Annotated in this window: 14 protein-coding genes; all 14 read right to left on the minus strand. The window is 67.1% G+C overall.

Features of this window, described 5'->3' with window-relative positions:
• Positions 1 to 269: 269 nt before the first annotated feature.
• Entirely contained in the window at positions 270 to 1,436 is a 1,167-nt protein-coding gene (locus ACXJKR_RS09810) for an ABC transporter substrate-binding protein (RefSeq protein ID WP_457322689.1), read from the minus strand.
• Between the two features lie 30 nt (positions 1,437 to 1,466).
• Positions 1,467 to 3,065 (minus strand): AMP-binding protein, encoded by a 1,599-nt coding sequence (locus ACXJKR_RS09815; RefSeq protein WP_457322690.1) that lies wholly within the window; start codon positions 3,063 to 3,065, stop codon positions 1,467 to 1,469.
• A 3-nt stretch (positions 3,066 to 3,068) separates the two neighbouring features.
• Positions 3,069 to 4,202, minus strand: a complete 1,134-nt coding sequence (locus ACXJKR_RS09820) for an acyl-CoA dehydrogenase family protein (RefSeq protein ID WP_457322691.1) — start codon at positions 4,200 to 4,202, stop codon at positions 3,069 to 3,071.
• 1 nt (position 4,203) lies between these two features.
• Positions 4,204 to 5,043, minus strand: a complete 840-nt coding sequence (locus tag ACXJKR_RS09825) for an enoyl-CoA hydratase family protein (protein ID WP_457322692.1) — start codon at positions 5,041 to 5,043, stop codon at positions 4,204 to 4,206.
• Complete coding sequence (locus ACXJKR_RS09830; protein WP_457322693.1) at positions 5,040 to 5,522, minus strand: MarR family winged helix-turn-helix transcriptional regulator; 483 nt, start codon at positions 5,520 to 5,522, stop codon at positions 5,040 to 5,042. The genes ACXJKR_RS09825 and ACXJKR_RS09830 overlap by 4 nt, the downstream gene beginning before the upstream one ends.
• Positions 5,522 to 6,256: an SDR family NAD(P)-dependent oxidoreductase gene (locus ACXJKR_RS09835; RefSeq protein WP_457322694.1), complete on the minus strand. Its 735-nt coding sequence runs from the start codon at positions 6,254 to 6,256 to the stop codon at positions 5,522 to 5,524. Before ACXJKR_RS09835 ends, ACXJKR_RS09830 begins: the two co-directional genes overlap by 1 nt.
• Entirely contained in the window at positions 6,253 to 8,583 is a 2,331-nt protein-coding gene (locus ACXJKR_RS09840) for a bifunctional salicylyl-CoA 5-hydroxylase/oxidoreductase (protein WP_457322695.1), read from the minus strand. Before ACXJKR_RS09840 ends, ACXJKR_RS09835 begins: the two co-directional genes overlap by 4 nt.
• A gap of 122 nt (positions 8,584 to 8,705) precedes the next feature.
• A complete protein-coding gene (locus tag ACXJKR_RS09845) occupies positions 8,706 to 9,866 on the minus strand; it encodes an alpha/beta hydrolase family protein (RefSeq protein ID WP_457322696.1) in 1,161 nt (386 codons plus the stop codon).
• Between the two features lie 21 nt (positions 9,867 to 9,887).
• Positions 9,888 to 10,634: a polysaccharide deacetylase family protein gene (locus tag ACXJKR_RS09850; protein WP_457322697.1), complete on the minus strand. Its 747-nt coding sequence runs from the start codon at positions 10,632 to 10,634 to the stop codon at positions 9,888 to 9,890.
• The gene (locus tag ACXJKR_RS09855; RefSeq protein WP_457322698.1) at positions 10,634 to 11,947 is read right to left on the minus strand and encodes an MFS transporter; all 1,314 of its coding nucleotides are present in this window, start codon (positions 11,945 to 11,947) and stop codon (positions 10,634 to 10,636) included. The genes ACXJKR_RS09850 and ACXJKR_RS09855 overlap by 1 nt, the downstream gene beginning before the upstream one ends.
• Positions 11,944 to 13,479, minus strand: a complete 1,536-nt coding sequence (locus ACXJKR_RS09860; protein ID WP_157281195.1) for a hypothetical protein — start codon at positions 13,477 to 13,479, stop codon at positions 11,944 to 11,946. Before ACXJKR_RS09860 ends, ACXJKR_RS09855 begins: the two co-directional genes overlap by 4 nt.
• A gap of 24 nt (positions 13,480 to 13,503) precedes the next feature.
• A complete protein-coding gene (locus ACXJKR_RS09865; protein ID WP_457322699.1) occupies positions 13,504 to 13,878 on the minus strand; it encodes a hypothetical protein in 375 nt (124 codons plus the stop codon).
• Positions 13,875 to 14,000 carry a hypothetical protein gene (locus ACXJKR_RS09870; RefSeq protein WP_268795236.1) on the minus strand — a complete coding sequence of 42 codons (126 nt, stop codon included), beginning with the start codon at positions 13,998 to 14,000 and terminating at the stop codon, positions 13,875 to 13,877. Before ACXJKR_RS09870 ends, ACXJKR_RS09865 begins: the two co-directional genes overlap by 4 nt.
• 67 nt (positions 14,001 to 14,067) lie before the next feature.
• A partial coding sequence (locus tag ACXJKR_RS09875) for a TIM-barrel domain-containing protein (protein ID WP_457322700.1) occupies positions 14,068 to 14,727 on the minus strand: 660 nt, incomplete at its 5' end.

Consider the following 14,727-nt stretch of genomic DNA (forward strand, 5'->3'; position numbering starts at 1 on the left):
TTCTAAACCGCCGAGAAGCGCAGAAGCCCGGGGCGCGAGCGCAGCGAGCCTCAAGCTCTGACTTCGCGCCCCTTTGTTTGAACGGAGCGTAGCGAAGTGAGTTGGGCGCGGCCCCGGGCTTCGAGCATCGCAGGAGACCCGGCTCCGCCGGGCGGTTTTGCAGGGGAGAGCTTTTTGCCTACTTTTTGGCGGCGCAAAAAGTAGGTCGGCCGCCGGGACGAAATCCCGGCTGGGCCTGTACGTCAACCCATGCTGCGACAAAACAGCCCTCAGCTCATCTTGCAAGAGGCCGCATACGCATCCTCATGCTGCGTGAAGATCTTCCCCAACGTCCGGTTCGTCACCCTTCCCTGCCCATCCTTCGTGATCACCCGCAAGTAGTAATCCTGAATCGGGTACTGATTCCGATTGAACTTGAACGCCCCACGCACCGACTCGAACTTCGCCACCTTGATCGCCTTCAATAGCGCCGGCTTGTCCTCGACCTTCCCCTTCACATCCCTCACCGCTGCATTCATCAACAACGCCGCGTCATACCCCTGGCTCGCATACAGCGACGGCAACCTTCCGTAGTCCTTCAAAAAATCAGCCACGAACTTCTTGTTCGCCGCGTTGTCCATGTCATGCGCCCAATGCGAGCTGTTGAACATGCCCAGCATCGGCTCGCCCACCGCCTTGATGACATCCTCATCCGCAGAGAACCCAGGCCCGAACAGCGTCACATCCTTGGACAGCCCCGCGCCGACGAACTGCTTGATGAAGTTGATGCCCATGCCGCCGGGCAGAAAGATGTACATCGCATCCGGCTTGGCCGCGCGAGCCTGCGCAAGCTCCGCGGCGTAGTCGAGCTGCCCGAGCTTGGTGTAGATCTCCTCGACGACGGCGCCCTTGTAGTAGCGCTTGAAGCCCGTCATCGCGTCCTTGCCCGCCGGGTAGTTGGGCGCCAACAGCACGAGCTTCTTGAAGCCCTTCTCCGTCACAGTCTTGCCCACGGCCTCGTGCAGGTTGTCGTTCTGCCAGGCAACGTTGAAGAAATACGGGTTGCATTGCTCGCCGGCGTACTGCGACGGACCGGCGTTGGCGCTGATGTAGGGGATCTTCGCGTCGAACACCGACGGCCCGACGGCCAGCATCACGTTGGAGAAGACGATGCCGGTCATGAAGTCGACCTTGTCGCGCTTGATGAGGCGCTCGGCGCTCTGCTTGGCGACCTCGGGGTTCTGCTGGTCGTCGGCCGTGACCATCTCGACAGGCAGGCCGCCGAACTTGCCGCCGCTGTGCTTGAGGCCGAGCGCGAAGCCATCGCGGATGTCTACGCCCAGGCCGGCGCCGGGGCCGGACAATGTGCTCAGGAAGCCGACCTTGAGCTTGTCGGCGGCCTGGGCCGCGGGGAGCAAGGCAAGGCCGAGGGTGATGGCGGCAAAAGTCTTCTTCATGCGCAGGGTCTCCATGAGAAAAAGGGGCGGTCAGGCTTTGAGCTTGAAGCGCTGCAGTTTGCCCGTCTCGGTGCGCGGCAGGTTCTCGCGGAACTCAATGAGACGCGGATATTTGTAGGGCGCGATGGTCGCCTTGACGTGGTCCTGCAACGCCTTCACGTCGCCGGCATGGCCCGCGCGCAGCACGACGAAGGCTTTCACGAGCTGGCCGCGCTCTTCGTCGGGCACGCCGATGACGCCGCATTCGGCCACCGCCGGGTGGCTGAGCAGCGCGGCCTCGACCTCGGGGCCGGCGATGTTGTAGCCACCCGAGATGATCATGTCGTCGGTGCGGGCCTGGTAGACGTAGTAGCCATCGGCGTCGATCAGGTAGGAATCACCGGTCAGGTTCCAGCCGTCCTGCACATACTGGTGCTGGCGCTCGTCGGCGAGATAGCGGCAGCCCGTCGGGCCCTTGACGGCGAGATGGCCGACCTTGCCCGCCGGCAGGGGCTGGCCACCATCGTCGAGGATGCAGGCCTGGTAGCCAGGCACGGGCTTGCCGGTCGCGCCGGGCTTGGCCGTCTCTTCGGTATGGGAGATGAAGATGTGCAGCAGCTCCGTCGCGCCGATGCCGTCGAGCAGTTCGATGCCCGTCGCCTGTTTCCACAGCGCGCGCGTCGCGGCGGGCAAGGCCTCGCCTGCGCTGACGCATTTGCGCAGGGACGAGAGGTCGTGCTGCGCCACCATCGGCGCCATCGCGCGATAGGACGTCGGCGCCGTGAAGCAGACCGTCGCGCGGTGCGCCGCAACTGCAGCGAGCAGCAAATCGGGCGCGGGCTTTTCAAGCAGCACGGCCGACGCGCCCACACTCATCGGGAACAGCAACAGGCCGCCAAGGCCGAAGGTGAAGGCCAATGGCGGGCTGCCGATGAAAACGTCKCTGGCCTGGGCACGCAGGCAGTGCACCGGCCAGCAGCGGCAGATCGCGAGGATGTCGCGATGGAAGTGCATCGTGCCTTTGGGCTGGCCCGTGGTGCCCGACGTGAAAGCGATCAGCGCGCAGTCGTCGCTGGCGGTATCGACGTTGGTGAAGGTGGCGGGCTGCCGCGCCGCGCGGGCTTCGAGGCCATCGGGCTCGTTGCTGCGGTAGTGGCAGATGCCGCGCAGCAGCGGGTTCTGCAACTGCGCTGCCGCCAGCTCGTCGGCCAGCGCGGCGTCGCACAGTGCATGCGTGACCTCGGCCTTGGCGATGACCTTGCCCAGCTCAACCGCGCGCAACAGCGGCATGGTCGCAACGGCAATCGCACCGGCTTTGATGACGGCAAACCAGCAGGCCGCCAGTTGCGGCGTGTTCGCGCCGCGCAGCAGCACCCGGTTGCCGGGCACGACGCCGAGTTCGTTGACCAGCACGTTGGCGATGCGGTTTGCCTCGGCCTGCAGCTCGGCATAGGTCCAGCTCACGCCGGCGCCCTGCACGCAGGGTCGGTCGCCATCGCCCTGCTCCACCCAGCGGTCCAGCAGCTCGGTCGCCGCGTTCAGCTTGGGGCCGAACTGCAGTTCGGGCAGATCGAAGACCAGCTCCGGCCACTGGTCCTGCGGCGGGAGGTGGTCTCTTGCGAAGGTATCCAGGTGGGCCGATGGATGCATGGTTCAGGCCTTCAACAGTTCGCGGCCGATGATCAGTTGCTGCACTTCGCTGGCGCCCTCGTAGATGCGCAGCGCACGGATTTCCCGGTAGAGGGATTCGACGATCTCGCCCCGACGCACGCCGCGGCCGCCGAAGAGCTGCACCGCAGCGTCGATGACCCGCTGAGCGCCCTCGGTGGCCATCAGCTTGGCCATCGCGGCTTCCTTGGTGATGGTCCGACCCTGGTCGCGCAGCCAGGCGGCGCGGTAGACCATCAGCGCGGACGAGTCCACGGTGCAGGCCATGTCGGCCAGCTTGGCTTGCGTGAGCGGCAGATCGGCCAGGCGGGCGCCGAACATGGGGCGGGCCTTGGCCTGAGCCAGGCCTTCCTGCAGCGCGCGGCGGGCAAAGCCCAGGGCCGCGGCTGCGACCGAGGTGCGAAACACGTCCAGTGTGCGCATGGCCAGCTTGAAACCGTCGCCCGGTGCACCAAGCATCTGCGACTTGGCGACGCGACAATTGGTGAAGCGCAGTCGGGCTAGCGGGTGCGGTGCGATGACGTCGATGCGCTCGGCAATCTCAAATCCCGGAAGTCCTGCATCAACGATGAACGCGCTGAGGCCACGCGAGCCTGGCGCTTCACCCGTGCGCGCGAACAGCACATAGAAGTCGGCGATGCCGCCGTTGGAGATCCAGGTCTTCTCGCCGTTCAGCAGATAGCTGTCGCCGTCTTCGGTGGCGCTGCACTGCATGGCCGCGACATCCGATCCAGCTTCGGGCTCAGACAGCGCGAAGGCCGACAGCGCCTCACCACGCGCCACGCGCGGCAAATAGCGCTCGCTCTGGGCCTGCGTGCCCTGCAGCGAGATGGCGCCCGAGCCCAGGCCCTGCATCGCAAAGGCGAAATCAGCCAGGCCGTCATGCTTGGCCAGCGTCTCGCGGATCAGGCAGATGGCGCGGGTGTCGATGGCCTGGCCTTCACCGGCCACCGCGTGGTTCAGCCAGCCGGCAGCGCCGAGCTGGGCGACGAGGCTGCGGCATTGCCCATCGACATCCGCGTGATGATCGACATGCAGGTTCGCGGTGCACCAGGCGTCCAGCGAATTCACCAGCTCACGGTGCTTGGCGTCGAAGAAGGGCCAGTCGAGATGCTCCATCTCAATCCCCTTGGAAGACCGGCTTCTGCTTCGCCACGAAGGCTTCGTAGGCTCGATGGAAGTCCTTGGTCATCATGCAGATGGCCTGGGCCTGCGCCTCGGACTCGATGGCTTCGTCCACGCCCATGGACCACTCTTGATGCAGCATGCGTTTGGTCATTGCGTGGCCGAAGCTCGGGCCTGAGGCGATCTCGCCAGCCCAGGTCATCGCTTCATTCAACAGTTGCTCGGGCGCGATCAAGCGGTTCAGGAAACCCCAGGACAGCGCCTCTTCGCCACCCAGGCTGCGGCCGCTGTAGAGCAAATCCGACGCCCGCCCCTGGCCGACGATGCGCGGCAGCATGGCGCAGGCACCCATGTCGCAGCCGGCCAGGCCCACACGGGTGAACAGGAAGGCCGTCTTGCTGCGTGCGGTGCCGACGCGCAGGTCGGACGCCATCGCCATGATGGCGCCGGCACCGGCACAGACGCCGTCAATGGCCGTGACGATGGGTTGCGGGCAGGCACGCATGGCCTTCACCAGATCGCCCGTCATGCGCGTGAAGGCCAGCAGGTCGGGCATGCTCATGCCGGTCAACGGGCCGATGATCTCGTGCACGTCGCCGCCCGAGCAGAAGTTGCCGCCGGCGCCCTGGATGACGATGGCTTTCACGTCATCGACATAGCTCAGCCGGCGGAACAGGTCGCGCAGCTCGGCGTAGGACTCAAAGGTCAGCGGGTTCTTGCGCTCGGGCCGGTTCAGCGTGATGACGCCGACGGCGCCCTGCTGCTGCCAGACGAAGTGCTCGGGGCTGTAGCCGGCGAGGCTCTGGCTGTTGCCGGAAGTCAGATAGGGGGTCATGCGGCATCCTTGGCCAAATGGGTTTTCAGCTGCGCGAGCAGCTCGTGGACCTGGGTCTTCTGCGCGGGCGTCCAGCCGGCAAACAGCTCGACGATCCAGCCCTCGTGCGTGGCGGCCATGCGCTTGAACTGGCGGCGGCCCTGCGGCGTGAGCTTGACGATGAAGCTGCGGCGGTCGTCGGCGCGGGTCTCGCGCAGCACCAGACCTTCGGCTTCGAGCTGGTCGGTGATGCCGGTGACATTGCCGCCCGTCACCATCAGCCGCTTGGACAGCTCGCGCATCGTCAGCCCGTCGGGATGACGCTCGAGCTGGGCGAGCAGGTCAAAGCGCGGCAGCGTGGTGCCGAAATCGGCGCGAAGGCGCTGGCGGATCTGGTCTTCCACGCGGGTTGTGCAGGACAGCAGGCGCAGCCAGAGCCTGAGGGCCTGGTGGTCGTCTTCCGAAAGACGCGTTTCGAGATCGGACTCGGTGGCCGACATCACATCGTCTCCCCGCCGCAGACRGCAATGGCCTGGCCGTTGATGGCGCCGTTGCCGACGATCCATGCCACGGTGTCCGCCACTTCCTCGGGCTGGATCAAGCGGCCCTGCGGGTTCACCTTGGCCAGCTCTGTGCGCGCTTGCTCGGCCGTGCGGCCGGTCTTGGCGACGATGGTGTCGACGGCATTCGCGACGATGTCGGTCTCGGTGTAGCCCGGGCAGACCGCGTTGACCGTCACGCCCTTGGCCGCCACTTCCAGCGCCATCGCCCGCGTCAGTCCCAGCACGCCATGCTTGGCCGCGCAGTAGGCCGCCACATAGGCATAGCCCTTGAGCGCCGCCGTGCTGGCCACGTTGATGATGCGACCTTCCTTGCGCAACAGCATGCCGGGCAGCACCGCGCGGCTGCACAGGAAGCTGCCGGTGAGGTTGACGTTGAGCAGGCGCTGCCACAGCTCCAGCGAGGTGCGGGCGAGCGGCGCCGTCTCGACCTGGCCGGCGTTGTTGACGAGGATGTCCACATCGCCCACGGCGGCGAAGGCGTCGGTGACGCTGTCCTCGTTGCCGACGTCGCAGATCTGGATGGCTACATCACCCAATGCCGCCTGTGAACTGCGCAGGCGATCTTCACTGCGCCCCATCAGCGTGACGCGAAAACCGTCCGCGAGCAGCCGCTTCGCCACCGCCGCGCCGATGCCACTGCCGCCACCCGTCACAACTGCATGTTTTTTCATACGCCCAACGCCTTGTTCGCCTGCTCGGCTGCGGCCACGCCTGCCGAGCGCTGGCGCTCGAATTCGCGCTCCAGCTGGCTCTTGCCGGACAGGTACTGTTTGGGCCATTCCAGCCCGATGGGCCCGCGGTAGCCGATGCGCGCGGCCTCGGTCAAAGTCCACGCTGGATTGGCCAGGTGCGGCCGCGCGATGGCGCAGAGGTCGGCGCGCCCCGACGCGATGATGCTGTTGACGTGGTCAGCCTCGGAGATGGCGCCGACGGCCATGGTCGCGATGCCGACGCGGTTGCGGATGCTCTCGGCGAACGGCGTCTGGAACATGCGGCCGTAAACGGGCTTTTGCGCCTTGCTGACCTGGCCGGACGACACGTCGATGAGATCGGCGCCCGCTTCCTTGAATGCGGCAGCGAGGGCGACTGCGTCCTCGAGCGTCGTGCCGCCCGGCACCCAGTCGTGAGCCGAAATGCGCACGGACATGGGCCGGTCCAGCGGCCAGACCTCGCGCAGCGCCGTGAAGACTTCGAGCGGATAGCGCAGCCGGTTCTCCAGCGAGCCGCCGTAGTCGTCGTCGCGGTGGTTGGTCAGCGGCGAGATGAAGGCGGACAGCAGATAGCCGTGGGCGCAGTGCAGCTCCAGCCAGTCGAAGCCGGCATCGGCGGCGCGGCGAGCGGCGTTGACGAAGTCCTCGCGCACGCGGTCCATGTCGGCGCGCGTCATCGCCCGCGCGACCTGGCTGATGCCATCCAGGTATTGCTGCGGCGAGGCCGAGATCAGCGGCCAGTTGCCGTCGGGCAGCGGCTGGTCTTCACCCTCCCAGGGCACGCATGTCGAGCCCTTGGGGCCGGCGTGGCCGAGCTGCATGGCGATCCTGGCGCTGCTGTGGGTGTGCACATGCTCGACGATGCGCTGCCACGCGGCGCCCTGGCCGTCGTTCCACAGTCCCGGGCAACCCGGCGTGATGCGCGCGTCCGGAGACACGCAGGTCATCTCCGCAAAAACGAGGCCGGCACCGCCCAACGCACGGGCGCCGAGGTGGGCCAGGTGGTAGTCGCCAGGAATGCCGTCCTCGCAGCTGTACTGCGCCATCGGCGACACGACGACGCGGTTCTTCAGCGTGACGCCGCGCAGCTTGAAGGGCGTGAACATCGGCGGCACCTGGGCGTCGACACCGCTCTGCGCCGCCAGCCAGCGTTCGAACTCGCCCACATAGCGCGCATCGCGCAGGCGCAGGTTCTCGTGCGAGATGCGCTGGGAACGCGTAAGCAGCGAGTAGGCGAACTGCTCCGGCGCCAGGCGCGCATGGCGCTCGACGTTCTCGAACYACTCGGTGGAGTTGCGCGCCGCGTTCTGGATGCGCAGCACCTCGATGCTGCGCGTGGCCTGGTAGGCGTCGAGCGCCGTTGGCAGGTCGCCGTGGTTATGGATGTCTCGCGCCAGGTCGATGGCGTCCTCCAGCGCGAGCTTGGTGCCCGAGCCGATGGAGAAGTGCGCCGTGTGGGCGGCGTCGCCCATCAGCACAACCGGCGCGCGCCCGTTGTGATGCACCCAGGTCTTGCAGACGACGCGCGGGAAGCGGATCCACGACGCCGAGCCGCGCAGGTGGCTGGCATTGGAGATCAACGGGTGGCCATCCAGCACCTTGGCGAAGAGCTTCTCGCAGAAGGCAATGCCGTCTTCCTTGCTCATGTCCTCCAAGCCCGCGGCGCGCCAAACGTCTTCGGGCGCCTCGACGATGAAGGTCGAGTGCGTGGCGTCGAAGCGGTAGGCGTGCGCCTGGAACCAGCCCCATTCGGTCTGCTGGAAGTCGAAGGTGAAGGCGTCGAAGAGCTTGGTGGTGCCCAGCCACACGAAGCGGCAGGCACGCAGGTCGACGTCGGGCTGGTAGGTGGCAGCGTACTTCTGGCGGATGCGGCTGTTCAGGCCGTCGGCGGCGATGATGAGGTCGGCGTCGATGTCGACGTCATCCAGCACGTCGGTCTCGTAGACCAGCTCCACGCCCAGCGCCTCACAGCGCGCCTGCAGGATATTCAGCAGCTTCTTGCGGCCGATGCCGCAGAAGCCGTGGCCGCTGGAGACGATGCTGCGGCCGCGGAAGTGGACGGCGATGTCGTCCCAGTGGTTGAAGGCCTCGCTGATCTGCTCAGCGGTCTCGGCGTCGGCCTCGCGCAGCGCATCCACGGTCTGGTCCGACAGCACGACGCCCCAGCCGAAGGTGTCGCCCGCGCGGTTGCGCTCCAGCACCCTGACCTGGTGGGCCGGGTCGGCCTTCTTCATCAGCAGCGCGAAATACAGGCCAGCGGGTCCGCCGCCGACACAGGTGATACGCATGGGATGCCCCTTCTGCGTAGCACTTTAGGAATCGATAGTTCAAACGTCAAGCATTTATCTTGACTGCAACCCCACGGACAAACCCGCAGCTTGAAGCGGTGGGGAGGGGCGGCGCGACGGCGTCAGCGCGGCTTGCTGTAGTTGACGGTGCCGCGCCCACCGGCTAGAGGCTTGACATCGGCGAGGTGCGCCCGGGCCGCCGCGTTGTCCCGCAGATAGGCGTCAAAGAACAGCAGCTCCCAGGCGGTGGCTTCCTGTTCGGCAGGCCCGCTGAGGAGGTGGCCCTCACCCGGCATTTCGACGGCCCAGGCCGGGCCGCCCAGGCGGCGCACGCCGGCCTTGACGCTGCCGGGCGAGACCGAACCGTCCTTCTCGGCATAGACGGCGAAGAACGGCGTCTTGACCTGGGCAAGGCCGCTGAAGTCGCGGCCGAAGGACCAGGCATGGGTCTGGAAGGGCCAGATGCCGAAGCTGGCGCCGAGGAAGGGCACAAGGCCGAAGCCGGCCTTCAGGCGGGCGTCGCGAAAGGACTGCCCGGGCACAGCCGGGTCGGCGCCGCCGAGCATCGCCAGCACCGTCTGGCCGCCCGCGCTGGCGCCCGAGGCGCCGATGCGGGCCGTGTCCACCGCGCCGGCAAAGTCAGGGTGGCTGAGCACATGGTCAAGCGCCGCCTTGAAGGCCACCCGGCGCAGGGCCACGGGTTCGGCATAGCCGCTGACGCGGCCATCGCCATGGAAGATGTCGACGACGATGTAGCCGTGCGAGGCCAGCTGCTTGAGGTGGGCCAGATGCCAGAGGCCGTGGGTGTTGTAGCCGCCCGAGTAGACGATGAGCGGGTACTTGGCTGCCGGGTCTGCAAAAACCGGCCGCTCGCCCGGCGCCTGCATGTGCGGGAAGACGTTGTCGCCGGTGTCCTTGTAGGGGAAGGCGTAGTTCGGCCGGGCGTTGTCGGCGCGGGTGGGATACAGGACGTAGAGCAGCAGTGGCAGCTGCTGCCCGGCCAGCGCCCCCGCGCCGGATTCGTTGGCCGGTACGGTGACCTTGAGCAGCTGTGCGGCGTCGCGGCGGCTCAGCAGTTCATCGACGTACAGGCTGCGCGAGCCGTCGACCTTGCCGTTGAGATAGTCCACCAGCGGCCGGTCGCCAGCGGCGCTGGTGGCGACCGCCATGTTGGTGCTGCCGACCGCGTACGGGCCGGGAGGGGCGACGAAGTCGGCAGCGTGGGCGCACGCCAGCCCCCCGGTGGCCAGAAGAAGAAGCAATCGGGCCAGCAGGCGAGACATGGGATTCCTTTTGGAGGGCGATCAGCGCGGCACGTCGTCCCAGCGCAAGTGCACGACGCGATAGCCGGTGGCCTTCAACGACTGCAGCAAAAATGGCAACGCCCGCGCCGTCTGGTCCTGAACGTCGTGCAGCAGCACGATGCCACCGCCGCTCTTGGCCAGCTGGCCCAGCAGCTTGGTCGCAAGCATCTGCGGCGTCTGGTCGGGCAGCCAGTCCTCGGCACCGGCGTCGACGGACATGACGGTGATGTCGCGCTCGCGCAGCGCGGCCATCAGCACGGGCGATTCCGCCAGAAAGGGGAAGCGATAGGCCGCCGGCTCGCTGCCCAGCACCTCACGGTAGGCAGCCACCATGGCATCCAGGTCGGCGATCTGCGCCGGTGCGGGCAGCTGACCGAATGCCAGATGCTGGAAACCATGCATGCCGACGCTGTGGCCGGCGTCGCGCACCTGGCGGGCCAGGGCGGCGTGGGCGCGCATGGGCTCGCCGTTCATGAAGAAGCTGGCCTTCACGCACTGGTCGGCCAGGGCCTTTAGCACCAGCGGTGTGGACTCGGGCCGCGGGCCGTCGTCGAAGGTCAGCACGACCTCCTTCGGCGCCAGCCCTGGCAGCGCCGCATGTTGCGCCTTGCCCCAGGCCGCGCCCTCGCGCTTGAACGTCAATGTGCGCGACGTGCCCAGCGCATCGGCCGCACAGGCGGGTTGAGCGGGCTGGGCGGGCTGGCCGGATGTGGCGGCGGCCAGGGCCATGGCCAGCAGCAGGCTCATCAGTGGCCGGCCACGGCGGCGGGTTCGCCAAACTCGCCCGCCTCCTCGTGGTCATGCGGGAAGGGCGCCAGCCAGGCCAGCACCACGGGCGGGATGGAGAAGATCAGCACCCAGCCGAAGAAGCTCACGTACTGGTGATTGACGTAGTTCCACAGCAGGCCGCTGACGCTGCCGGTGCCCCACTTGGTCAGCGCCATCACGCCGGTGGCCATCGCGTAGTGCGCCATGCGGAAGGGCCCCGGGGCGATCTGCTGCATCATGTAGAGCATGTGGCCGACCGAGCCCATGCCGAAGCCGAACTTCTCGATGCAGACGATGGYCGCGATGGTGGTCGTGTCCGTCGGCATCGACTGGGCCAGGTAGAAATAGGTCAGGTGCGGGATGTTGAGCACCAGGGCCAGCGTGAAGAAGCTGCGCGGCAGCGTGCGCTTGGCGACGAAGAAGCCGCCCAGGAAGGCCCCGGCGATGAAGGACAGCGTGCCGACCGTGCCGTTGATGTGGCCCAGCGACTCGTTGTCCAACCCCAGGCCGCCGGCAGCGATGCTGTCGAGCAGGAAGAGCGGGCCGAACTTCTCGATGAAGCCTTCGCCGAAGCGGTAGAAGAAGATGACAGCCAGCATCATCCAGATCTGCGGCTTCTGGAAGAGGGTGACCCAGGCTTCGGCCGTGGCGGTCAGGCCGCCGCTCAGGCCTTGGCCATGCAGCGTGGACGGCGCACCCGGCGGCAGCACACGCACATGCCACAAGCCGAAAAGGGCCATGGACGCTGCGGCGATCAGCACGACGATGACCCAGCATTGCACCCAGCTCATGGCCATGTGGTTGTGCAGATAGCCCGTCAGCGACACGAACAGGCCCGAGGCGACCACGGCGCCCATGTTCCAGCACATGCCCTGCAGGCCCGAGTAGCGCGCCTGGTCGGTCTTGGAGACGGTCGTCATGAAGACGCCGTCGGCGCAGGTGTCCTGCGTGGCCGATGCGAAGCCGACGATCCAGAAGAAGGCCAGCGAGAGCTTGAAGAAGCCTTCCATCGGCAGGCACAGCGCCACCAGGCCCAGGGCCGCCGCCATCGTGAACTCCATGCTGATGACCCAGAAGCGCTTGCTGCGGTAGGCCTCCAGCAGGGGCGCCCACAGGGGCTTGAGCACCCAGGGCAGGTACATCTGCGAGGTGTAGAGGGCGATGTCCTCGTTGGAGATGCCGAGGTTCTTGTAGATGATGGCCGCGACGACCCCCACCATCACATTGGGCAGGCCCATGGCGAGGTAGAGCGAGGGCACCCAGGTCAATGGGTGGCGAATGGATTGAGTCATGGTGGGGTGGGCTTCTTGGTGCCGTTCAGCAGGGCGAGGACGTCAGACGCCTCTTGATTGGATTGCAGGGCTTGGAGCGCGGCCCGGGCCCTGTCGGTGCCCTCGCCGCCGTGCGGGTTGCTGGCCAGCGACTGCAGGCCGCGCAGGGCCTTGTCGCGGTTGCCGGATTCGAGATGCGCCCAGACGGCGAGGTAGACGTAGTCGCCAACCTGGGGCTCCAGCACGCTGGCGGCGTCTGCCGCGTTGGTCATGCTGGGGCTCACGCCCTTGACGCCGAGCACGCGGGCCAGCTGATACAGCGTGGGTGCATCGTTGCGGCGCTGTTTGTAGGCTGCCATCAGCCAGGCGCGCGCCTGTTCCAGTGCCTGGGTGCGTTCGGCGCCGTTCGCCTGTGCGGCCACAGCCTGCCAGGCCCAGCCGAGCAGGCGGTTGGCTTCAAAGGGCGGTGCTTCCTGCTGGGCCCACGGAGCAAGGATCTGCAAGGCCTTGTCCGCCTCGCCATAGCGGATCTCGGCATGCGCCAGCGCCCAGCGCATGACATCGGGCGCACGGTCGCCGCCGGCCTTCTTCACGCTCGCCTGCAGACGGGCCAGGACGGCCTTGCCATGTTCGGCTTCAGGACGCGAGGCGATGACCATGCCGTCGAATTCGGCCTCGGCCTGCTCGGTGGGCAGCTCTGTAGTGCGCACCGCGGCTGGCGCGCCACCCGGGATCTGCGCCACATACAGGTTGTCCAGATGCCTGCGCAGCTCACTGTTCAGGCGGCTGGGCGCTATGCCTGTGGCGGGCTCCAGCGCCGTCAGCGCGTCCTCCCCGGCCGCGACACGGCGGAAGTACTCGTTGAAGCGCTGGACGCGCTCGGTCTTGGACAGCACGTAGTGGGTCAGCAGCCAGGACTGCGCGTAGAAGACGCCGAAGAAGCTGTCGTCAATGTCCTTGTCCCCGGTGGACTGGAAGCTCGGCTTGAGCAGCCTGGCCGGCTGCAGCCAGGGGCGCTGGGCCAGGATCGCGGCCGAGGGATTGAACGCGCCGATCTCGATCGAGTCCGGGGCGATGCGCGTCGCGCCGAAGTACTCGGCGTAGCCCTCGACATACCACACGGGATAGGCCATGCGGGCGTACTGAGCCATCACGCGGTGCGCGTACTCGTGGAAGAGCACCTGGCCGGTGAAGTCCTTCGACCAGAGATGGTTGACCGCGAAAGCCTGGGCGCCATCGCTGCCCGAAACGAACAGCCCCGCCAGGCGACGGTTGCGCAGATAGGGCTGGACCCGGGCAATGAGGTCGGGGTCGTCGCTGAGCACGATGGGAAAGGGCGGGCGCGCCAGGCCCTGGCTGGCGCCAAGGGTCAGCAGCATGGCCTCGTGCAGGCGTTCGAGATCCTGCAGCCTGCCCTCGGCCGTGCGCTTGGACGTCTGGGCAAGCATGCGGAAATGCGGGCTCTCGGCCAGCACCCATGACGCAGACCAGGCCAAGGGGCTCCAGCCCAGCAGGCCCAGCAGCAGCGTCGCCAACCATCTGCGGTGGTGCATCCTCTGCTCTCCCGGCCWGCCTTATCAGGCCCGCGGCGTCAGCGCCTGCAGCGCCGCCGACACGTAGACCAGCGGCGCATTCCAGTTGACGGCGACCTCGTTGCTGGCATAGCTGCAGAAATGGTCCGGATAGGACCGCGCCGGCTGCACGGCATTGCTGCCCCAGACATAGTCCTTGGCCTGCACGCCCACGCGGTAGGCCGAGCCCCGCCAGCGGGCAACCAGTTCATCAGCAAGCTCCATCACACAGGTTTGAACGACAACGCTGTCATTTTGACTCAGGCGCATGCGGTGCTGGGCTAGGGTTACCCATGCCAAGCCCTTCACATCGCCCCAGGCACGCGCAAGGCCGCTGGCCAGCAGGCCGGTCGCGACGAAGCAGCGGAGATGGGGACTCATGGTGAGACGATCCAGTTGATGCAGTCGGCAGCGCCGTTGACGTTCAGTGTCACGCCTTTGGCGTAGACGCGTGAAGGCGTGCGGGCGATCAGCAGCAGGTCTCGAACACGACGCACAGCCATCGTCACTCCATCAAGCAATGAACCGGTGGACGCCTGAGCGTCCACCGGCTCGAGGGCCAGAAACCGGTCAGGCCGTCCAGCTCAGCGAGGCGCCTTCAGCCTGCACAGCACTGCGCCGCCCGTCCACCTCCAGCCCCCAATCGCGCAGCGCGCCCTCGGAGACCTGCGCCGTGTACTGCCCGCCCTTTCGGCTGACCGTGCCACGCGCCGCAATGCTGCCGTCCGCGCCCACGACCGTGAATGCCGCGCTCGCGCCGTCATCCAGCTCGAACACGCGCAGCACCGTGCCGCGGGCGTAGTCGTAGGCCGGCTTCTCGGTCTCGGCGCCCCAGGCGATGACGCTGTTCGGTGCGGCGTACAGCGGCATGGACAGGAAGCCATGCACCTCGCGGTGCCAGCGGCCACCTTCGCGCTTCTCGCCGCTCAGCAGATGCGTCCACGTCCCTTCTGGGAGGTAGAAGTCCACCTCGCCGCCCTCGGTGAAGACGGGCGCGACCAGCAAGCTCTCGCCGAGCTGGTACTGCCGGTCCAGCGTCGCGCAGGCCGGGTCCTGCGGGTGCTCCATCAGCATGGCGCGCATCAGCGGCACGCCGGTCTGCGTCGCCTCATGCGCCTTGGCGTACAGATACGGCATGAGCTGGTGCTTGAGCCGCGTGAATGCGCGCAGCACGTCGCAGCTCTCTTCGTCCACGAGCCATGGCACCCGGTAGCTGCTGCTGCCGTGCAG

The sequence above is a fragment of the Roseateles sp. P5_E11 genome, assembly GCF_054049355.1.

Excerpts from the sequence above, each read along its gene's own strand:
- ACXJKR_RS09810 (WP_457322689.1), bottom strand. The coding sequence starts at position 1,436 with ATGAAGAAGACTTTTGCCGCCATCACCCTCGGCCTTGCCTTGCTCCCC.
- ACXJKR_RS09820 (WP_457322691.1), bottom strand. The coding sequence starts at position 4,202 with ATGGAGCATCTCGACTGGCCCTTCTTCGACGCCAAGCACCGTGAGCTG.
- ACXJKR_RS09825 (WP_457322692.1), bottom strand. The coding sequence starts at position 5,043 with ATGACCCCCTATCTGACTTCCGGCAACAGCCAGAGCCTCGCCGGCTAC.
- ACXJKR_RS09830 (WP_457322693.1), bottom strand. The coding sequence starts at position 5,522 with ATGTCGGCCACCGAGTCCGATCTCGAAACGCGTCTTTCGGAAGACGAC.
- ACXJKR_RS09845 (WP_457322696.1), bottom strand. The coding sequence starts at position 9,866 with ATGTCTCGCCTGCTGGCCCGATTGCTTCTTCTTCTGGCCACCGGGGGG.
- ACXJKR_RS09850 (WP_457322697.1), bottom strand. The coding sequence starts at position 10,634 with ATGAGCCTGCTGCTGGCCATGGCCCTGGCCGCCGCCACATCCGGCCAG.
- ACXJKR_RS09860 (WP_157281195.1), bottom strand. The coding sequence starts at position 13,479 with ATGCACCACCGCAGATGGTTGGCGACGCTGCTGCTGGGCCTGCTGGGC.
- ACXJKR_RS09865 (WP_457322699.1), bottom strand. The coding sequence starts at position 13,878 with ATGAGTCCCCATCTCCGCTGCTTCGTCGCGACCGGCCTGCTGGCCAGC.
- ACXJKR_RS09870 (WP_268795236.1), bottom strand. The coding sequence starts at position 14,000 with ATGGCTGTGCGTCGTGTTCGAGACCTGCTGCTGATCGCCCGCACGCCT.